Source organism: Micromonospora sp. WMMD723, from assembly GCF_049863385.1.
GTDB lineage: Bacteria > Actinomycetota > Actinomycetes > Mycobacteriales > Micromonosporaceae > Micromonospora > Micromonospora wenchangensis.
Genome location: NZ_JBMKNR010000001.1, coordinates 1,793,256 through 1,813,757, shown reverse-complemented (window position 1 = coordinate 1,813,757; position 20,502 = coordinate 1,793,256). Strand labels below are relative to the sequence as shown.

Sequence of the window (20,502 nt, the reverse complement as noted above, 5' to 3'; positions counted from 1 at the left end):
ACTCAGGGGCCGGGTTCGGCGTGCAGCGCGAGGGCGTGCAGCGCGGCGGTGACCTCGGCGGCGGTGGCCGGCTCGGCGACCACCGCCGGGCCACCCTCGTCCAGCTCCGGGCCGTCGTACTCGCGGACCAGCCACAGCCGGTCCGGACCGGCGTCGAGGACGGCGAGCAGGCCGTCCACCCTGGACCGTCCGTCGGTGCCGTCGGCCCGCAGCAGGACGCTGCACCGCCGCCAGCCGCCCGCCGGCTCGGGCACCAGATCGGCGAGGGCCCCGAACCGCCCCCGGAACCGCCGGGTCCCGGGACGGCCGTCCCCCGGCGCGGGCTCGACCAGCGCGACGAGGGTGTCCGCGAGGCGGTCGGCCGACCCCGCGTCGAGCACGAACGTGTGCACCGGCTCGCCGAGCCGGTGCCGGACCAGGCCGGTGCCGCCGGCCAGCACCGCATGGACCGTGCGCGGCCCGGGGCCGGCGGTCGTCGCGGTCTGCTCGACGAGCACGCACACCCGGTGGGTGGCAACCGCCTCGACCAGCGCGCCGAGGTCGACCGACGGCCACAGGGAACCGGCGTCGTCCGGTTCAAGTAGTCCCCGGGTCACCAGGCCGGCGAGCGGGTCGGTGCCCGGGGTCGGCTCCGGGGCGTCCGGCGGGACAGGGACGCCCCACAGCCCCGGGGCGTCCAGCGCGTCCGCGAGCGCGTGGAGTTCGTGCGTGGTCAGGTGCAGCGTGGTCGTGGTCGACATCCGCGTCATCCGCCGAGGATCTTCTTGAAGAAGCCTCCGACGTCCTCGGCCACGTCGGCCACCTCGCCTGCGGCGTCGCTGGCCCGGTCGCCCACCCACCGGCCAGGGCCGGAGCAGGCGGCGCCGCCGATCACTCCGCCGGCCACGATCGCCCCGCCCTTGACCAGCGGGTGCGGTATCGGCGTGGCGATGCCGATCCGGGCACCCGCGGTCGCGCACGCCTCGATGGTGGCCGTCTCCGCGGCGGCACCGGTGGCCGCCTCCGGCACGCTCGCGCCCTCCTTCAGGCGGCGGCTACCGGACCCCGCCACTCCGGTTACCCGGCCGCCGACCTTGGCGATCTTCGCCGTCCGGTCGATCGCCTGGCGGACCTGCGGGTGGGCGCGCGGGCCGGAGCCGTTGATCGGCCACTTCGGCCCGTCCTTCACCCAGTGGCGGTAGCCGTAATGGCTGCGCAGCATGGTCGCGGCCGTGCTGCCGAAGAAGGCGGCCTGACCGCCCAGCCACGGGTACGGGCCGAGCGGTCCGTACCCGCCCGGCGGCACTACCTTTCCCTTCAGCGAGGCGAGCATCGGGGTGAACGGGTCGAGCAGGTCGACCCGGCTCGCGTCTGCGCCGGTCTGCCCGAAGGCCGTGGCGGCGGTGAGCAGGGTGTCGGCGGCCCGGTCGAGCAGGCCGGCCAGTCCCTTCAGCGCGGCCACCACAGCCTGCGCCTCGGGCGGCAGTGAACCGGTGTCGAGGTGCAGGTCGCCCGCCACCTCGCCGAGCGCTCGGGCCTGTCCGCGCAGGCGCTGGTCGAGGTCGAACAACTCGCCGAAGACGAAGACCCGTACGCCGCTGAAACCTGACATCTCGTCACCCCACTCCGCTGGCCATCGCGGCGGCGAGCTGCTTTCTCGCCGCCCTGAGATCGGCTCGGGCCATGTCGGCCTGCCGCTCGTACCGGCCGGCGATCCGGCCGAGATCACCGGCCGCGTCGGCCAGCCTCGACCGCGCGGTCCCCACCACCTCCCGGGCTGACTCGGCCTGGCTCCGGGCCCGGTCGACCTTCGCCGACCTCGACCGAAGGCCACCGACGTCGACGGAGACGGTGGACAGCGTGCCGAGCGGGCCCCGGAGCCGGGCCAGTGCGGCCCGGCAGGCCCGGGCGTACCCGTCGGCCTCGTCGACCCGCTCTTTGAGGGCGCGTACCCGCGCCGCGAGGGCATCCACATTGCTCACGTCGCCAGTCTCGGGGCGCACCTGGCCCCGGCGGTATCGGAAGGGCTTCCGATACCGCCGGGGTGGGCCCGGCGCCTAGCGTCGAATGCGTCGATCCGGACGGATCGACCGCTCGCCCTGCGACCGCAGGAGGGCACCGACCAGCACCGACAGGAGACTGCGATGTACCAGCTCGATCCCGGGCAGGCCCACGAGTTGGGGCGTAAGTTCGGACAGCAGGCGGACGTGGAGACCACCGCGCTGATCCGCGACATGAACGCCAGCGTGCACCGGATGCAGGCGATGATCAGTACGCTCAGCGCCGGCGTGAAGAGCATGGACTGGAAGGGACGCCGGGCCACCTCGTTCGACAATCTCTGGGAGGGTGAGTTCAAGCCGAGCATGCAGCGGATGCAGCACTCGATGGACGAGTTCACGCCGGTGCTGGAGCGGATGCGGCTCGCGTTGAAGGACGCCGAGCGCGCCATGCACGCGCACGCCCGCGACACTGAAGCGATCGACTTCGCCCACTGAGATGGAGTACGAGGTCACGGTCGTCGACCGGCAGGGTCGTCTGAGCCCGATGCTCATCCAGGCCGGGCCAGCGGCCACCGTTGGCGCGCTGCGTGACGCCCTCGGCGAGGAGCCGGGCGGGGCGGCGCTGTTCCTGGGCACCGAGCGGTTGTCCGACGAACGGCGGCTGGCCGACACCGGGCTGGTCACCGGCGGGCGACTGACCCTCGATCAGCCGGCCGGCGGCCGGCCAGCGGTGGTGCGGGGCAGCGACGGGCCGGCTCTGTCGACGGTCCGCGAGGTCGCGGTGGTGGGTGGGCCAGCCGCCGGGGCGAGCGCCCTGGTGGTTGCCGATGGTTCGCCCCGCACGCTTGTCCTCGGCCGGGCCGTCGGCTGTGATCTGGTTCTGGATGACCCGGAGGTCAGCCGGCGGCACGCCGCGATCCGATGGGACGGGGTAGGTGCGGCCACCGTTGCCGACGATGGCTCCCGAAACGGCACCGGCTCGCGCGGCCGGCGGATCACCGAGGAGACCCGGCTTGACGACGGCGACCTGGCGCAGTTGGGCGAGTCCCTGGTGGTGGTGCGGCGGCATCCGGTGGCCGACACGCAGCTGGAAACCGATCCGGCACTGGGAGTGCGGCGGTTCAACCGACCGCCCCGGATAGTGCAGCCGCAGCGGCAGGTCGAGGTGTCCGTGCCGGCCGCGCCGGAGCAACCGAAGGGAATCCGCTTCCCGCTTGCCACGGTGCTTCTGCCGTTGCTGCTGGCCGGGGTGATCTTTCTGCTGCTGCCCAACTCCGGATACTACCTGATATTTCTCGCCTTCGCGCCGCTCATGGCGGTCGCCCACGTCGTCACCGAGCGGCGGGGCGGACGCCGGGAATACCGGGAGAAGCTCCGGGACTACCGGGCCGGTCTCGCGCAGGCCCGGGAACGGCTGGCCGCCCTGACCGTCAGCGAGGAGCACGCGAGTAGGGAGCTTTTTCCCGACCCGGCGGCGGTGCTCCGGATCGCTACCGGCCCGACCGGCCGTCTCTTCGAACGTCGTCCCGCCGACCCCGACTTCTGTCTGCTCCGGATCGGGTTGACCGAGCGGCCGGCCGCCGTACGACTGATCGGACCGGGCGCCGCCGCCGAGACCGTGCCGACCGCCCACGACGTACCCGTGACGGTGCCGCTTGGTACGGCCGGGGTCCTCGGGCTGGCCGGCCCGCGTCAGTCGACCATGCCGATCCTCCGGGCCCTACTCACCCAGGTGGCGACCCTGCACGCCCCGCACGACCTCGGCCTCGTCCTGCTCACCGGGAACGACGAGGCAACCGAGTGGGAGTGGCTGAGCTGGCTGCCACACACCGTGCCGCACCGGGCCGACCTGGCCTGCCGGCGGATGGTGGCCACCGACCGGCAGCAGGCCGAGCACCGGATCGCCGAGTTGCGGCGGATCATGGACGAACGGCTGGCCGATCGGCAGGCCGGTCTCCGTGACCAGGCACCGCCAGGGCGACGGCTGCTGGTGATCGTCGACGGGGCCCGCCGGCTGCGCACCCTGCCCGGCCTGGCCGATCTGCTCACCAGCGGCCCGGCCGCCGGTCTGTACGCGCTCTGCCTGGACACTGCGGAGTCGAGCCTGCCGGACGAGTGCCGCGCGACGGTGGTGGTGACCGGAGCGGCCGGTACCCGGGTCAGGGTGCTGAACGAAGGTCTGGAACCCCAGCCGGATGTGCTTGCCGACGGGCTCTCCCGCAGCCGGGCAGCCCGGGCCAGCCGGGCGCTCGCTCCGGTCCGGGTGCTCGGTGCCCGGTTCGGCGACGACGGCGACCTCCCCGATCAGATCCGCTTTCTCGATCTGGTCGGCCTCGGCTCCGACCCGACGGTGCAGGACGTCGTCGAGCGCTGGGCGGCGCAGCCCTCCGGTCGTACCACGACGGTGCTGATCGGTGCGGACGCCACCGGACCGGTCACCGTCGACCTGCGGCGGGACGGACCGCACGCGCTGATCGCGGGCACCAGCGGCGCCGGAAAGTCGGAGCTGCTGCAGACCCTGGTCGCCTCGCTCGCCCTCGGGAACGCCCCGGACGCGCTCAACCTGGTGCTGGTGGACTACAAGGGCGGCAGTGCCTTCGCGGACTGTCGGGACCTGCCGCACTGTGTCGGGCTGATCACCGACCTGGACGGGCACCTGGCGGATCGGGCACTGGCCTCGCTCACAGCCGAGCTGCGCCGCCGAGAGAACATCCTGGCCGAGGCCGGTGCCAAGGACATCGAGGACTACTGGGCCGGCACCGGCGGCCGGCTGCCCCGGCTGGTGATCGTGGTCGACGAGTTCGCCACCCTGGTCGAGGAGGTGCCGGAGTTCGTCACCGGCGTGGTCGGCATCGGCATGCGGGGGCGCAGCCTGGGGGTGCACGTGGTGCTGGCCACCCAGCGCCCCGGTGGGGTGGTCAACGCGGAGATGCGGGCCAACGTCAACCTCCGGCTCTGCCTGCGGGTTACCCGCGCGGAGGAGAGCGCGGACGTGGTCGACGTACCCGATGCCGCCCGGATCTCCCGGCTGCATCCCGGTCGGGCCTACCTGCGTACCGGCCACGCCGACCTGACCATGGTGCAGGCTGCCCGGATCGGTTGGCCCCGGGCAGCAGGAGGGTCGGACCCCTGTGCCGACCAGCGGGTCACCGCCACCCCACGCCGGGTGGCAGACCTCGGCCGGCCGAAGGCGGGCGACCGGCCCGAGCCCGACTCGGCAGCCGAGACCGGCGGCCATGCCGGTGAGACCGATCTGACGGTGTTGGTCGCGGCGATCCGGGCGGCGGCGCGACTGATCGAGGTGGCCGCACCGAGCGGCCCGTGGCTCCCACCTCTGCCGGACCGGATCACCCTCGCCGAGTTGGCGCCGACCGTGCCTCACCCGGCCGTCCACCACGCACCGGGCGGCGACCCGGCGTCCCGCGAATCGCCGGTGGCGGTGCCGCTCGGCCTGGGCGACCACCCGAGCGCCCAGACCCAGTCCCCCTTCCTTCTCGACCTGGACCGGACCGGCCCGGTGGTGATCGCCGGCATGGCCCGCAGCGGACGGTCGACCGCGCTGCGCGCCCTGGCCGTCGGGCTGGCCACCCGGAGCGGACCGGCCGACGTCCATCTCTACGTGCTCGACCATGGTGGTCGGGCCCTCGCCCCGCTGGCGGCACTGCCACACTGCGGTGCCCGGGTGGAGGGTGAGGAGCACGAGCGGACCGGTCGCCTGCTCGATCTGCTCGACGCCGAGGTCGCCCGGCGCACCCGGTTACTCGCCGCCGGCGGGTACGCCGCCTTGCGGGAGCAGCGGGCCGCCGCACCGGCGGCGGAACGCCTGCCCTACCTGGTGCTCCTGGTCGACGGGTACGAGGCGTTCCTGGCCCAACACGGCGAGACCGACGGCGGACGGCTGGTCGAATCCCTCGACGGCCTGCTCCGACGCGGCTCGGCGGTCGGCGTCCTACCAGTGCTGACCACCGACCGCTCCGGCTTCGGGCACCGGCTCGGTAGCGCGGTCGCCACACGGCTGGTGCTGCGCCAGGCCGATCCCGAGGATGTCGCCGTCTTCGGCGCCGACCCTCGCAGGATGCCACGGACCATGCCGGATGGCCGGGCAGTGGTCGTACCGTCTGGGACGGAGGTGCAGATCGCGCTCCTGACCCCCGACCCGGATGGTGCGGCCCAGGCAGCGGTGGTCGAGCGGCTCGCCGCAGCGGCGTGGGGCCGCTGCCAGGGTCTGGACCCGGCCACCATGCCGCGCCGGATCGACCCGCTTCCGGCGTCGGTGACCCTGGCGGAGCTGGCCGAGCTGCGTGCCGGTGCGGCACCGGTCGGGGTCGCCACCTGCACCGTCGGTGTCGGCGGGGATCATCTTCGGCCCATCGACCTGGATCTCGCCGAGACCGGGGCGACCTTCCTCGTCGCCGGGCCACCGATGTCCGGGCGCAGCACGGCGCTTCTCGCGCTGGTCACCTCGCTCGGTGGCCGGCGATCCGGTGGCCTGCCGGTGTTGGTCTGCTGTCCCCGCCGGTCACCGTTGCTGACCGGCATCGCCGAACTGCCGGGCGTGGTCCGGGTGCTGCGTGGCGCGGAGATCGACACCGACTTGGCGGACGCGGTCGCGGAACTGGCCGGGCCGGTCGCCGTGGTCGTCGACGACGCGGAGCTGCTCGGCGAGGGGCAGGCCGCCGACGTCCTCGAACAGCTCGCCCGTTCGGCCCGCGACCATGGCAACCTGGTGCTCGCCGCCGGAACCACCGAGGAGCTGGCGGTGCACCGCTACCGCGGCTGGCTCTCGGCGTTGCGGCGTGGTCGGCATGGACTGCTGCTCAACCCGTCGTCGTACGTCGACGGGGAGGTCTTCGACCTGAAGCTGCCCCGCTCGACCCGGGGCGGCTGGCCGGCCGGCCGGGCCCTGCTGGTCTCCCGTGGGACCACCCTCCCGGTGCAGGTCCCGGTGAGCGGGTCGGATGTGCAGGTGGTCGGCGAGTCCTCCAGGACAGGTTCGCGTCCCTGGCCGCCGCACGAGCATTCATGACCGACTTCGTGACCTGGTACAACAACTGCCTGCGGCACTCCGGGATCGGCCTGCACGCTCCCGCCGAGGTCCACCCCGGCCGCCACCAGGCTGGAAACAACATCGGACGGGCCCACGACGGCCGTCTCCCACACCACGGGCGCGGACGAAGCAGCCGCCGCAGTCGCCAGCCAACCCGGATCGGGACCTACCCGTCGCGACTACTCCAGTAAAGCTCAGGGGGGATGACGGCTTGCTGAGCAGCGAAGTCCGTGGCCAGACCGGAGCCGCAGCAGTTCGCGTGATCCAGCAGATCGAACTCGTCGATCAGAGCCTGCGAGATGCCTTCGACCTCGAAGAACCGACCGCCCGGCCCGGTACCGCCGCGGACCCCGAAGCCGATCTCCCGCACCTGCTCCGCCAGCGTCGCCCGCCCTAGCGCGCCGAGCAGGCGGTGCCCATCCGGTACGTCGAGCCAATCGCGCGTCGGCCGGCGAATCGTCCCAGCGGGATCGAGTACCGCAACCAGATAGCAGTGGACATGCAGCATCGGCGGCGGGGTAGCCGCCGCCGGTACGGTCGCGTGCAGCACCATGGCGGCGGCGAAGTCTTGCCGGGCAGCAGGGTCGAGGGGAAGTCGCTGGATCCTCGGGAAGTTGAAGACCATGTCGGCCGCCGCACTCAGCACGCCCTGCTCCAGTTTCGCTTGACCGTCCTGGTCGCTCATGGCCCAGATCCAGGAGACGGACATGGGCACCCAGAAGGTCAGATCGATGCAGCTAACCGGGGGTCCCGGAGCCGGCAACGTCGCCGATCGTACGAGTCGACCGCTTAGCGCCCACGCCAGGTTGTCGAGGCCGAGAGCAGAACCGTTGGCGATACTGAGGGTCTGGAGCACTGTTGGCGTACCGACCCAAAGGGTGTTCCCCCGCCTTGTCGCGGCGGTGCGCGCTTTGGCGAAATTTCTGGGCTTAGATTCAGGGAGTCAAGGCAACACACTGGGCTGGAGTTCGATAGCCGAGACACTTGCGGGGCCGGTCGTTCAGCCGGGCGGCCAGGGCATCGAGATCGGCTTGGCTGTGCAGGCCCAGATCGGTGCCCTTCGGTAGGTATTGCCGGATCAGCTTGTTGGTGTTCTCGTTGGTGCCCCGCTGCCATGGGCTGCGCGGTGCGGCGAAGAAGACGTCGACTCCGGTGGCTTCGGTGAGCAGCCGGTGGCCGGCGAGTTCCATGCCGCGGTCCCAGGTCAGAGTGCTGAGCTGGCGGGGATCCATCAGCGAGAATGCCTGTTGCAGGGCCGGGATGACAGTTGCGGTGTGGCGACTGGGTAGCGCGACCATGGTCAGGTAGCGCGACTTGCGGTCGACCAGTGTCGCGACCTGGCTGTTCTTGGCTCCGACGATGAGATCTCCTTCGAGGTGGCCAAGCTCGGTCCGTGCGTCAGCCGCGGCAGGCCGGGCCTCGATCGGCCGTGCACCAACGATCTGGGAACGCCACTGGCCCTTGACCGTGTTCTTCTTGTTCTTGCGGATGGGACGGCCCGTGCGCAGCTTCGCGCACAGCTCACGCGGGATCACCTTCCACCGTGTCGTGTAGATCGCGCGGTAGATGCTCTCGTGGCTGATGCGCATGAGCGGGTTGTGGGGGTGCACCAGCCGCAGGTGTCCCACGATCTGCTCCGGGGACCACTCGGTCTCCAGCAGCTCGATCACCAGCTGACGCAGCACCAGGTTGTCCTGCAAGGCGGACGGTTTTGGGCGACGCGCCTGCTCGTGAGCGCGTTGCTCAGCGGCGAGCGCACGGTACGTCAGCCGGCCGCCGTTGCGGGCGACCTCACGGCTCACGGTGGAGGGCGCACGGCCGATGGACACGGCGATCGAACGCATGGAGGCGCCAGCCTCGAGACCCCGAGAGATCGACTCTCGGTCTCCAGGGGTCAACCCATCCGCCCGGCGCACCCGCTCGACCGGCGCGATGCCGCCGTGGTGCTTCAGAACCGTGAAGACCGATCCTGGTGGCTTCCCGAGTGCTCGAGAGATCACGCTGATGGACTCACCGGCGCGCCAGCGCCGCCACAAGTCTTCTTTCATCGCGTCCGACATTCCCGGCCGACCCATCCGAGCCACGATCCACCCAACCACCAGCAGCGTTGCGTCGATCGTTTGAATCTAAGACGGCTTTCTTCGCGAAGGAGACCCGGTGAACGTGTACCCGTTCATCGAGGCGGAGAAGGCGCAGCCCGACGGGAACGTGAAGCGTTCCTGTGAGCTGTTGGAGGTCTCCCGGTCCGCCTACTACCAGCACCGCACCGGCCCGTCGCGGCGTGAGCGTGACGACGCCGACCTGACCGCACACATCGCGGATGTTCACGCCGTGTCAGCGGGCACCTACGGTGCTCCTCGAGTGCGCGCCGAACTCGCCGCCCAGGGGCGGCGGCACTCCGGCAAGCGGATCGCTCGGCTGATGCGCACGGCCGGATTGTGCGGTCAGGCGCCGAAGCGGTGGCGCACCACCACCGTGCCCGACCCGGCAGCGGCGTTGCCGGCGGATCTGATCCGCCGGGACTTCGACGTCACCGCGACCGGGATAGACACCCGCTGGTGCGGAGACATCACCTACATTCGCACCTGGGAGGGCTGGCTGTACCTGGCCACCGTCATCGACCTGGCCTCGCGCCGAGTCATCGGCTGGGCCACCGCCGATCATCTCCGCACCGACCTGCCCGAGCAGGCCCTGTCCCACGCGATCGCGAGCCGGCGTCCGGCCGGGCCGGTGATCTTCCACAGCGACAGGGGCTGTCAGTACACCAGCGCCCAATACGCCCGCCTCGCCGACCGACACCGGGTGCGGCTGTCCGTCGGCGGCCGGGGGCAGTGCTGGGACAACGCCGTCGCCGAGTCGTTCTTCGCCACCATCAAAACAGAGCTACTCGACCGGCGGGCCTGGCCCACCCGCGCCGCCGCCCACGCGGCGATCTTCGACTGGATCGAGGGCTGGTACAACACCCGCCGCCGGCACTCCACCCTCGGATACCTCAGCCCCGCCGCCTACGAAGCCACCGGGCGTATCGCACCGCCAGTCCGACAAGTAGCGTGACAACGAGCTAAAGACCATGTCCGTCAAACCGGGTCAACCCCACTTCGTGCAGAACCTCCGACGCGGACACTACGAACTCGCCACGGACGTCCCGCCGGCTCTGCGGGTCGCCGCTGTGTTCACCGAACTGGCCCGAGCGATCTGACCAGCACCGCTGACGCGGCTCGGCGTGCCCACCCATCCGCCAACGCAACAGGGCCAGCGAACGTGACTACAACCCCTGCTCGGCGCCGCTCACCAGCAATTCGGCGGCCCGACCGTGCTGGTGTGGCACAACCTGAACAACCACATCAGCGCCGCCATCCGGCAGATGATCGACGCCGGGACTGGCTGACCGCCACTCGACTACCGACTTGCGCCCGGACCTGAACCCGACCGGGGCGGCGTGGTGCCACCTCGAACGCAGCATCGGCAACCTCGCCGTCACCGGCGTCGACCACCTCCAGATGATTCTCAAGAACCGCCTCAGGAGCATCCCGACCTACTCGACGGCTTCCTTGCTTACACCGGACTGACTCGAACCCGATACAACCTAACCAGTCAAGATCTGTATCGGCGACTACACCGGCGCAACCGATGAGTTCGACCGAAGTCGGGATTCGCGACTAACTCCAAGATACGCCATCCGAATTACCTATTCAAGGCCGCATGACGAGGCACTAGCAGCCGATTTGGGTTGCTCCGCTAGTAGCTTGCCATCGATTTTCGGATGAACTAAATCCAATTTCGAAGCCCGAGTTGCTCACGCTGGCGCTGGTGATAGTCGTTGATTTCCAAGTGTGAGCATACTGAGCAAAGATTTGAAGGCAGCCAGTCGGCTTTTTGAAGGCAAACGTTAAAGTTCCATTGCCCGAGTTGTATCGTGCGCAATTCGGGAAGTCGGCACCGCCGCAATAGTTTGCCTGCGTCTTGTCTTGCCATTCAATAACTGCGCCGTCCACCCCATTATCCCATAGGCCAGGGAATAGCGGAGACCCCCCATTCGGCGGAAGTGGGGTGGAACTACTTAGGCCTCGCCATCCTCCCCAGTAGATCGCCCCACTAGGTGTGCTCGTTTGCACGACGTCTTGGGAAAATCGAATTGACAAGACATCCCTTCCGCCGACGTTGCCCGAACTCCAAGTCCCATCACCCAAGGTCTGGTAGTCGTTCCATTCGAAATCGGCGTAGGCGACATACTTTTGATTAACCGAGTCGAAGTAAAGATAGGGGTTGGGAATGGTGACCGCAGTGTTGACTGACAGGGGCGCTGGCCCGGCGGTTCCGACACGCTTGTAACCAGTTCTCCGTGCAATTTCCTGGTCGGATGCCCCCTCAAGGCGCAGTCGGGAAATTAGCTGCAACTTCTGGGCCTCTGTTGACTCCCTCTTTCCCGCCGCTACCGCACTTCCCCCTAGCGTCAGCACTAAAAGTGGCGCAATGGTCGCAGCTAAACCTAGCCCGACACCCCTGCGCAGCCGTCGATTCGATAGCCTACTGCTCATTTACTCTCCTCGGTTGGGCCAGAGGGAAGGTTGTCAGTTCTCCCCACAAACGTGTGCAGGAAAGCTACACGGAAGGAAGCTCGATCCATAGGGTCGATGGAGGACTCTGAGAGAGTGACCAGTTGCTCTCAGTGCATTTCTGCGAGATTTATCCTATTTATACCCGCATGCCGATCACCCTTAGTTATCAACATGCTACTTAATGTGTTTACTCTCACGTTGCTTGACGATATTGATACGGCTTTCCGGACGTACGCCACGCCGTGGTGACGCTGACCGTGAATCCGCAGGCCAGGCGGGTGATGGTGTCGCCGTTGGGAGGTTGGCCAGGGCGAGCAGGGCATGCAGGCCAGCGCCGAGGCGCCACCACCCGCTCCAGCGGTGGGCGCGGGTGGCGCGTGAGGTTGACGAGGTGGTTCAGGGAGCGGCTGGACAGCGCGGTCGTGGACGGGTAAAACAGCACAGCAAGGCTCCCGCTCGAGGCATCGGATCTTGGTCGACCGATGTCTTACCGGGGCGTCGTCCCATGACGACACTGGCTCCGCGCACCTCCCATGAACAGGCACATCACAATGTAAAGGCTTCGGTGTAGCCTGTAATGGCTTGTAGCTACTGATGTGAGGAGGCCTTTGTGATGGCGAGAGGGTTGTCGGCGATTGCCGTCCTCGCTTCCATGTCGCTACCTTCCTGTGATGCTGTTCGGGTTAATCCCGATGCGCGTGAGATTGAGGTTCGTGTCGCAGTAAGCCTTTGCCCGGATTCTGATAGATCGACCTGCCTGTCGGTGGGGGTGCCCGACGTTAAGGTGTCGTTAAGCGATTCTCGACGGATGGTTGTGTGGGGACGAACCGGGGCAGACGGCATGGCCTATCTCCGGGCGGAAGGGGTGGGGCCAATTAGCGTGAAGGCTCATGCCGGAGATCTAAATAGTGAAATCGAGGAGAGCCTCGATCTCACTGCGGCGAGCAAAGTCGTCACGATCGAGCTAGTTGATCCAGTTCCGAAGATTGTCGCCAATCCGCGGCCAAGATAGCAACAGGGCCTGATCAAGTTCCGTAGGTGTCCGGATCGTTGGTGATGCCCAGGAAAGGCAGTGCTCGTTGGGGTTCGTCGCGGATCGCGCGGGTGGTCTTGGCGATGTTGTCGGCGCCGAGGGTTTTCAGCACGCCGATGGCGAGGTTGCGCAGGGTTGCCATGGCCCGGGGTGCGGTGCCGGTGTGGACGGTGCAGGCGTCCTCGGCGAACGTGACGTCCCTGATGTGGTGTGAGGAGTTCTCCACTGCCCAGTGCCCGCGGATCGCGGCGGCCAGGTCCGCCGGGGTGGCCTGGTGGGCGTCGAGGCTGGTGACGGCGTAGACACTTTCACGGGTCTCGCGCTTACCGGACTGTTTGCGTCGGCGGTGCACGCGGATGGCCATGCGGGCGGGGGGAAAGGCGATCCCGCCGAGTTCGTCGGCGACGGCGCAGGTCTTGATCGAGCGGGACTCGTGCCTGCCGTGCCCGGAGGCGGCGGACGCGGTGTGCTGCACGGCGATGTTCCGCCACGGCAGATCCGCCAGTTGGCTGTGAGCGGTCGGCTGGTTGGTCTTGATCACCGCGATGTAATGGGCGTTCTTGGCTTTGACCAGCCAGGAGATGTTCGCCTTGACCGAATGTAGGGCGTCGAAGGTGACGACGGCGCCGGCCAGGTCCAGCGTAGTCAGCAGCGGCTGGAAGTGGGTGGTCTCGTTCGTCTTCGCGCCGACTTCCACCTGAGCGAGGGTCACGACGGTGCCGTGCGTGACCGCCGAGAGTAGATGCCGGCGGGTCTCGGTGAGACGGGCTGATCCCTTCAGTGCCTTGCCGTCGACGGCGATCACGCGCAGCCGCCGGGACGCCGACGGCGACGGCGCCTGAGCGGGCTCGGTGGCGGCGCGATGCTGGTTGGCCAGGTAGGCGCACACCGCCCGGTCCAGGGCGTCACCGTCAACAGCCCCCAGCACCCGGCCGATCGTGACCGACGACGGAGCACGCCGCCATCCGAGCAGATGAACGCGGATCCCGATGACTGTCAGCAGCGCGTTCGAGGCACGCTGACCCCACTCGGCGAGTTCGTCGATGCTCTTCGCACCCGAGACGACCCCACAGGCGCACACCAGCAGGATCGCGGTCAGGGAGTACCACCGGCCCCGCCGGGAACGCGGGTCGGGCACCGAGTCGAGGTAGGGGCGCAGGTCGGCGATCCGGCCGGTCTCCAACGGCCCCAGGTTCACCAGCACGGCGGGTATGGGAGAAGATGCAGCAGCAGGCACGGACCACCTCGTGATCATCTGGCTTCGACACCACAATGATCACGAACCCCGTGCCTGCCCTGCTATACGGCCCAACCGGTCACAACCCGACCAGCCATACAACCCGGGAACTTGCAACCGCCCTGAGATAGCAAGGCTACGGATCAGGTTAGGAGTCCCTTCGGGCACAAGATCAACAGCGGTCCGGGGCTGCGGGGATGCAGTCTGGGCCTTTCTGTTGTCCGCCCGCTGTGGACCGTGGGTGCCGCCGCTCGGGCGGGCTTTTTCGCTCCGGTTCGGCTGCTGACCTGTGGCTTCGGCACCCTGCCGGCAGTGGCGGTGGGCACCTGTTTTCGGCCGCAGGTTCGGTCGGTTCTTCTGGCCCCTGGCCTCGATTTTCTTGCGGGTACGGCGGGCTGCGCGCAGGACGAGGCGGGTCGTGGCGCCGGCGCGCTACGGATCAGAAGGTTAGGGGTTCGAGTCCCTTCGGGCAACAAGATCATGAGGGGTTTGACCTGCCGATGCGGCGGTCAGGCCCTTCTTGCTGTCCGCCCTGTGTGGGCGGTGGGTGTCACGTGGGTGCGATGTGGGTGCCACACCCGAAGGTGCGTTCTTCTCGCGCTTTGCGGTCGTGGCCTGCGGCTTCGACGCCCGTCCCTGAAGCGCTGGGGATCGGAGCACGTGTTTTCGGTCGGCGGGTGGGTCGGTTCTTCCGAGCCTTGTTCTTGATCTCTTTCCGGGTGTGGTGGGCTGCGGCCAGGTCGTAACCACGCGCGGTAACGTGGCGGGGTGGTACAGGACGAGCGGGTGGTGGGGCGGTATCCGTATCCGGGGATCACGCCGGGTGAGTTCGAGGAGTTCGTTGCCGGGGAACTGTTGGGGGCCGCAATGTCCCAGGTTGACGGGCTGGTGGTGAGTACGCATGAGAAGGTCGCCGGGGTGGACGGGATCTACGAGTTTGACGCGACCGCGCGGTACCGGTTCGCCGGAATGGAGTTCGTGGTGGTGGTCGAGGCGAAGTTGCACCGGAACCCGATCAAGCGGGAGTTGGTGCAGGTGTTGCGGCAGAAGGTGCTGAGCGTGGGTGCGCACAAGGGGGTGTTGGTGGCAACCTCGGCGTTCCAGGCGGGGGCCGTCGAGTTCGCCAAGACTCACGGGATCGCGCTCGTCACCGTTGCCGAGGGGCGGGTCGTCTTCACCACTCGGGACACGGGCAAGGCCGCCCGGCCCGCCCTCGTGGCCTGCTACCACGGTGGAGTGGGTGCTCGGGGGATCGTGTTGGCCGCCAACGACGAGGACTACCCGGAGTGTGTCGCGGAGTTCCTGTTGGGGCACCCCAGGCTCTGACTCACGGGCCGACGTGGACGTGGGACGCCCACACCAGCGGGTCATCGGGGTGGCGGTCGCGTAGGGTGCGGGTAGCGGTGTGCACGGCTGTCGCGATGTCTCCGCCCGCTGCGATCGCCGGGTAGACCAGTTCCGCGAAGTCCACGGCGGGCTGGTCGCCGATCGGCCACAGGGTGCCGATCACGTGCCGGTACCCCGCCAGATGGAACGCCGATGCCAGGTGGAGCACCTCGTCCGCCAGCCGCCCGCCGGGGCGGGCTGTCGAGCACGCGGACAGGAACGCCAGATCGGCGTCCAGGCGCAGGTGTGCAAGGTCCAGCGCGGTGAGTGGGTGGTTGTGGTGGTCGGCCAGCAGAAACAGGCTCTCCGAGGGGTTGGTCAGATCGCTGTTGCCGTGGCAGGCGAAGTGCGCAATCTGCGCCTTTGGCAGGGCCGCGAGGACAGTGTCGCGGGTCGCCGCGGTCCCGCTGACCACGTCAACCGCGCCGGGCAGGTGGGTGCGCACCACCGCCGCCTCCCGCTCTGCGCCGGGCAGCGGCACGTCGTGGCCTGGCGTGCGCGGCATCGCCACGACTAGTGCGCGGTCGGCGCGTGGCCTGGCGGGGTCGACACCACGCCGTGAGTGCACCAGCGCCCGGAGGGTCGGCGTGGTCGAGCACACCACCCGGTCCACCACGGTGAGTGACCCCGTGCCGTGGTAACCCGCTGCGTGCAGCGGCAGCAGCGAGAGCATGCCGGACGGGCACCACCACAACCGTTCGGCGGCATCCAGGTGGTCGAGCACCGGGCCGGCTACCGCGTCCCAGATCCACTCCAGCGTGCGTATCACCCGGTCGCGCCCGGCGGCCCTGGTCCGGGCCGTCCCGGACCGGGTGTCCTCGACCGCTTGGAGAAAGTCCAGCACCTCCTCCATGACGACCCGGGGCGTGAGCGCGGGCAGCGGAACGGGCGTCACCTCGGCTGCAGCGGACAGGATCAGCGCGTACGACCCGAAGTCGGACACCACGACGACCACGGCGTGCCCCTCGGCAGGCGCGAGATCGCGCACGGTCGGCGGGCGCAGAAACGTGTCGAAACCGGGCAGCGTCCGGATATTCGCGAGCAGCCGGTCGTACCGCGCGGCCAGCCCGCGTCGCGTCGCGACGTCCGTGTCGGGGTCCTCGAACACCGCGCACAGCTCGGTGAACATCGTCGCGAACGCGGGTTGGCGCTCGGCGAGCGCGGTGAGGTCCGTCCGGCTGTCCAGCGCGTGCCCGAGCAGCAGTCCGCGCCCTTGCTCGAACAGCTCAACCGCCCGCGTCGGCAACCCCGCGCGCACACAGCACGCGGCGGCGTCCGCACCGAGCCCCGCCATACCATCGATCAACGCCTCGCGGTCGCGCCAGGTAAGGGATCGGGACACGGCCCGCCCCACCAGGTCGACCGCCGTCCCGTACGCCTCGGCGGCCTCCGCCCACCGCCCGTCGGACGCCGCCAACCCGGCCCACTCCGCGGCCGCCGCGGCGCGGACGCGCGGTACACCCACATCGGTCGACGCCGCCTCCCGGACCGCCGCGAGCACGGCCTCCAGGTCCGTACCGGTCACGGCGTTGCGTCGGCGCAACACCCGGCCGAGGGAGAGCAGGTGGAGCGGCCGGTCGGGGTGGTCGACGGGGAGTTCTGCCAAGGACTTGCGGGCGCCGTGGACCGCCTCGTCGAGGGTTTCCTGTCGTCCGGTCCGGTCGTGCAGGTCCAGCAACGCCTGCGTGAGGTTCAGCAACGCGGGCGCGCGTCGCGGATCGCCGGGAGCCAGCGCCTTCACGGCAGCCCGGCACACCTCCAGCGCTTCGTCGAGATCGGCGGGGGCATCGCCGACGCTGAACCGGGTTAGAAGGATCGCCGCGAGGTTCGACAGACGCAGCGCGCGACTGGTGTGGTCCGGCGAGGTCGCCTTGACGGCCTGCCGACCGGTGTCGATCGCCTCGTCCAGGTCGGCGCGGTCCTGCCGGCAGTCGAACCGGGTGTAGAGCGCGGCCGAGAGGTTGGCCAGCACCATCCCGCGTTCGTAGCTCACGGCGGACATGGCCGACACGGACCGGCGCAGCGCGTCGATCGCCTCGTCCAGGTCGACCTGACCGCTCGTGCGGCGGAACCGGGCCAACAGCGCGCCGCCGAGGTTGCCCAGGTAGACGCCAAGGAACGGGGTGCCCTTGAGCGCGGCCCCGACGGCGGCACGCCCGGCCTCGACCGCCTCGTCGACGTGCTCGATGCGGTCAGTACGCTCGAACAGCAGGCGGAGGGACATGCAGAGGTTCGACAGGTCGGTGGGCGAGAGCTCGGTGTCCGACGCCATCGCGTCGCGGGTGTACCGGATGGACTCGTCCAAGTCCTCGGGCGCGCCACCGTTCTGGTACCGCTGGGATAGGGCGATCGCCAGCGTGGACCTGCGCCCGGCGAGTTCCGGGTCGCCGGGTGGCGTCGCCTCGATCGCGGCCCGCCCCGCTGCGATGGACGCGCTCAGGTCCTCAGACCGTCCGGAATGGACGAAACGGTCCCGGAGGAGGTCGCACAGGCCCTCCAGGTGCTCGGCCGGTGACTCACCCGCGTCGAGCGCGTCCTGCCGCACTCGCACGGCCCGGTCGAGGTCCGCCAGGTCACCGGTGCGGATGAAACGGTTCCACAGCAAGTCGGACAGTTCGCCCGGATCGGACGCCGCGTCGATCCGGGCGCTCAACCCGGCCTCGTGATCGAGGAAGTTCGCCAGGGTGCGTCGCGTGGTGTCGAGGTTGGTCTTCAACGCCTCGATGTCGGGATGGTCTGGCCACCCGTCGACCGCCGCCTGGCAGGCCACGACGGCATTCTCCAGGTCCTGCCGACTGCCCAGCCGCTCAGCCCGGGTCAGCAGGGTGATTCCCAGGTTGGACAGGCACGTCGCCTGGATCGGAGCGTCCGGCGGGGCGTCCTCGACGGCGGCCTGGCACTCTTCGACCGCCTCGTCTAGGTCGTCCTGGTCGCCGTCGCGGTCGAACTTCGTCATCAGTGCGGTACCGAGGTTCGTGCGCAGGTGCGGGAGTTCGGCGTGCCCGTTTTCGGCGTGGTCGAGCGCCCGGCGGAGCAGGCGGACAGCCCGATCCAGGGCGCCCGGATCGGTGTCGGCGTCGCGGTACTGAACAAGGCCGAGCTTGCCGAGCGTCGCGGCGCTGTCCGGTGCGGCGGGCGGGTACTTGTCGAACTGCTCGGCGATCAACGTCGGGACGTGCGCCCGACCGTCCATCCGGTACAGCGGCGCGAGCAGGTCGAGCGCGACCATCATCAGCTCCGTGGCGCCCTCGGGCGTGCCATGCGCCTCGACCCTCGACAACAGCAGCAACCCGGCCGTCTGCGTGACCTCCACGTCGTCGAGCGGGTCCGGCACCGCGCACAGCAGGTCGACCAGCTCGTCGAGCGCTTCGGGGACGAGCACCTCGTCGGCATCGCGGGTACCACCGAACGCGGTCAGACGCTCGCGCAGGGCGGTGATCAGGTTTGATCGCTCGGTCGCGGAGAACCCGGACCCCATCAGACTGTCGCGGGCCGTCACGAACTCCCGCGCGAGTTCGAGCGCCACAGCGTGCGCGCCCTCACCGATGCCGCCCGCGAGTCGCACGAGTTCGGCGCGGTGTATGCCGCGCACCCTTGGCGCGGCCCAGATCATGGTCCGCTCCAGGATCCACAGCTCCATCACGCGGTCGTCCTCGACCACCGCGGCGACCGCTTCCTCGCGATCGCCGAGGATCTGCTCGACGATGTCCGGTGTGGTCAGCGCCATCGCCCGGATCAAGGCGGTACGGGCTTCGGCCAGCAGGGCATGCTCGCGGGTCACCTCGAACGCGCGGCGCAGCACGAACCCCAGGTGCGTCATGCGCCGGGCCAGGCCGACGTCGTCCTCGGCGTCGAAACCGACCGCCTCCCGGGCAGTGTCGAGGACCTCACGCAGCACGTGCGGGTCCTTGTTATGCCACGTCAGCTCATGCAGCGCAACAGACAGCGAATACAGGAGGTCGCCGCGCAACGGCTCGTCGTCGGCCAATTCGGCCAGGACCATCCGGCAGGTCGCGATCCCCTCTCGAAGGATGTCCTCGTCCCCGGTCCGGTCGGCCAGGTCCACGAGCGCGTCGGCGAGCAGCGCGACCTCGCCGAGCCCGGCCTCCTTGACGGCCTCGTCCGCCATCACCTCGACGGCGTCCTGCACCAGGGAGGGGTCTTCGGTCCACCGGTAGAGCACGCGCAGGGTGTTCGCGGCGTTCATGAGCCGGGAGCCCAGGGAAGCGTGGGTGTCCGGCGTCGCGCGCAGGACCCGCGCGTGCGCGGCCAGCGACTCGTCCAGCAGCGCGGCCTCCTTGGTGCGCAGGAACAGTTCCCTGAGGAAGACGGCCTGGTTGGCGACAGTCGGGAGCAGATCGGGGTCGGCTGCGATCGCGGCCCGGCCGACGTTGACCGACTCGCGCAACGCCTCGCCGTCGTTCAGGTACTCGTACCGGGCTTCCAGAGACGCGGCCAGGTTCGTCAACGCGAGCACGCGGTCCTCGTCGTTCTCGGCGGCGTTGACGGCGGCTCGCGCGGTCGCGATCGAATCGTTGATCACCGCCTCGTCCCCGGTGCGCGTGAACTCGACCCGGAGCGTGTCGCTGAGGTTCGCGAGGCGGGTCGCCCCGCCCTCGGTAGGAGATGCCACGTCGGTGCCCGACTCGGCGAGGGTCCGCGCCACGTCAGCCGCCTCGCGCGCCGCCTCCAAGTCGCCGGTCGCGCGGGCGAGTTCGACAAGGGCCGTGTGCAGACTCCTCAGGCACCGGGCGTTCCTCGCCCGGTCGGCGACACCGACCGCCGCGCGGTAGACCCGGACGGCCGCCTCCAGCGCCTCCACATCGCCGTGCTCCTCGTACCACTCGTACAGCGCACCGCCCTGCTTGGTGTAGGCGTCCGGGTCGTCGCTGTACCCGAACACAGAGTCGTCCGACTCGGTGATCTCCGGCGTGTGGTCGAACAACTGGCGCACCTGGTCCGGCAACGAGTCGGGTGCGACCCGGTACACCTCGCCCAAGAACAGCAGGGCGTCCTCCAGGTCCTCCGCTCCCTGCCGCGCGCGGAACCGGAGCAAGTGGAGCCGCCCGATCACTGTCAGCGCGACTACGTCGACAGGCAGGTCGGGCGTTGACGCAGGTCCGGACACCCGCAGCTGGAGCAGGTTCGCCTCCTCCAGCGCGTCCTCGGTCAGGACTGCGGCGTAATCACCCGTCCGGCGCGCCTCCTCGAACCGCGCCAGGATCGCCTCGACCAACTGTTCCCGCACCCGGACCTCCGTT

11 protein-coding genes and 1 pseudogene are annotated in these 20,502 nt (G+C 69.5%); 5 read left to right on the top strand and 7 right to left on the bottom strand.

The genetic code is table 11. From position 1 onward, the window contains the following. Nucleotides 1-2: 2 nt before the first annotated feature. Genes ACN261_RS08110 through ACN261_RS08100 form a run of 3 tightly spaced genes read right to left on the bottom strand, consistent with a single transcriptional unit; the run spans nucleotide 3 to nucleotide 1,961 of the window. Complete coding sequence (locus ACN261_RS08110) at nucleotides 3-749, bottom strand: hypothetical protein (RefSeq protein ID WP_421484681.1); 747 nt, start codon at nucleotides 747-749, stop codon at nucleotides 3-5. Beyond that, the gene (locus tag ACN261_RS08105) at nucleotides 746-1,591 is read right to left on the bottom strand and encodes a hypothetical protein (protein ID WP_421484680.1); all 846 of its coding nucleotides are present in this window, start codon (nucleotides 1,589-1,591) and stop codon (nucleotides 746-748) included. Before ACN261_RS08105 ends, ACN261_RS08110 begins: the two co-directional genes overlap by 4 nt. Before the next feature lie 4 nt (nucleotides 1,592-1,595). Beyond that, nucleotides 1,596-1,961 carry a hypothetical protein gene (locus ACN261_RS08100; protein WP_421484679.1) on the bottom strand — a complete coding sequence of 122 codons (366 nt, stop codon included), beginning with the start codon at nucleotides 1,959-1,961 and terminating at the stop codon, nucleotides 1,596-1,598. 162 nt (nucleotides 1,962-2,123) lie between these two features. Between ACN261_RS08100 and ACN261_RS08095 the strand changes: the two genes are divergently transcribed. Together ACN261_RS08095 and ACN261_RS08090 are read left to right on the top strand one after the other, a co-directional pair. After that, nucleotides 2,124-2,474 (top strand): WXG100 family type VII secretion target, encoded by a 351-nt coding sequence (locus tag ACN261_RS08095; RefSeq protein ID WP_091250833.1) that lies wholly within the window; start codon nucleotides 2,124-2,126, stop codon nucleotides 2,472-2,474. 1 nt (nucleotide 2,475) lies between these two features. Further along, nucleotides 2,476-7,005 carry an FtsK/SpoIIIE domain-containing protein gene (locus ACN261_RS08090; protein ID WP_421484678.1) on the top strand — a complete coding sequence of 1,510 codons (4,530 nt, stop codon included), beginning with the start codon at nucleotides 2,476-2,478 and terminating at the stop codon, nucleotides 7,003-7,005. 187 nt (nucleotides 7,006-7,192) lie between these two features. Here the strand turns inward: ACN261_RS08090 and ACN261_RS08085 are convergent. After that, nucleotides 7,193-7,891: pseudogene (locus ACN261_RS08085) on the bottom strand (relaxase domain-containing protein); the annotation flags it as partial. Between the two features lie 70 nt (nucleotides 7,892-7,961). Beyond that, nucleotides 7,962-9,086 carry an IS30 family transposase gene (locus ACN261_RS08080; protein WP_425849292.1) on the bottom strand — a complete coding sequence of 375 codons (1,125 nt, stop codon included), beginning with the start codon at nucleotides 9,084-9,086 and terminating at the stop codon, nucleotides 7,962-7,964. 97 nt (nucleotides 9,087-9,183) lie between these two features. Here ACN261_RS08080 and ACN261_RS08075 point away from each other — a divergent pair, with 97 nt between their 5' ends. Then, nucleotides 9,184-10,080, top strand: a complete 897-nt coding sequence (locus tag ACN261_RS08075) for an IS3 family transposase (RefSeq protein ID WP_421484676.1) — start codon at nucleotides 9,184-9,186, stop codon at nucleotides 10,078-10,080. A gap of 353 nt (nucleotides 10,081-10,433) precedes the next feature. Continuing rightward, nucleotides 10,434-10,595 (top strand): hypothetical protein, encoded by a 162-nt coding sequence (locus tag ACN261_RS08070; protein WP_421484675.1) that lies wholly within the window; start codon nucleotides 10,434-10,436, stop codon nucleotides 10,593-10,595. Nucleotides 10,596-12,610: 2,015 nt separating this feature from the next. On the opposite strand, the gene ACN261_RS08065 is transcribed toward ACN261_RS08070, so the two are convergent. Then, complete coding sequence (locus tag ACN261_RS08065; RefSeq protein ID WP_425849289.1) at nucleotides 12,611-13,822, bottom strand: ISAs1 family transposase; 1,212 nt, start codon at nucleotides 13,820-13,822, stop codon at nucleotides 12,611-12,613. Nucleotides 13,823-14,623: 801 nt separating this feature from the next. Between ACN261_RS08065 and ACN261_RS08060 the strand changes: the two genes are divergently transcribed. Next, nucleotides 14,624-15,181 carry a restriction endonuclease gene (locus tag ACN261_RS08060; RefSeq protein WP_425849286.1) on the top strand — a complete coding sequence of 186 codons (558 nt, stop codon included), beginning with the start codon at nucleotides 14,624-14,626 and terminating at the stop codon, nucleotides 15,179-15,181. Between the two features lies 1 nt (nucleotide 15,182). Here ACN261_RS08060 and ACN261_RS08055 read toward each other — a convergent pair whose 3' ends face one another. Then, a complete protein-coding gene (locus ACN261_RS08055; RefSeq protein ID WP_425849284.1) occupies nucleotides 15,183-20,489 on the bottom strand; it encodes a CHAT domain-containing protein in 5,307 nt (1,768 codons plus the stop codon). Nucleotides 20,490-20,502 lie beyond the last annotated feature (13 nt).

Coding starts and splice junctions, on each gene's coding strand:
- ACN261_RS08110 (WP_421484681.1), bottom strand. CDS start 749: ATGACGCGGATGTCGACCACGACCACGCTGCACCTGACCACGCACGAA.
- ACN261_RS08105 (WP_421484680.1), bottom strand. CDS start 1,591: ATGTCAGGTTTCAGCGGCGTACGGGTCTTCGTCTTCGGCGAGTTGTTC.
- ACN261_RS08095 (WP_091250833.1), top strand. CDS start 2,124: ATGTACCAGCTCGATCCCGGGCAGGCCCACGAGTTGGGGCGTAAGTTC.
- ACN261_RS08090 (WP_421484678.1), top strand. CDS start 2,476: ATGGAGTACGAGGTCACGGTCGTCGACCGGCAGGGTCGTCTGAGCCCG.
- ACN261_RS08080 (WP_425849292.1), bottom strand. CDS start 9,086: ATGTCGGACGCGATGAAAGAAGACTTGTGGCGGCGCTGGCGCGCCGGT.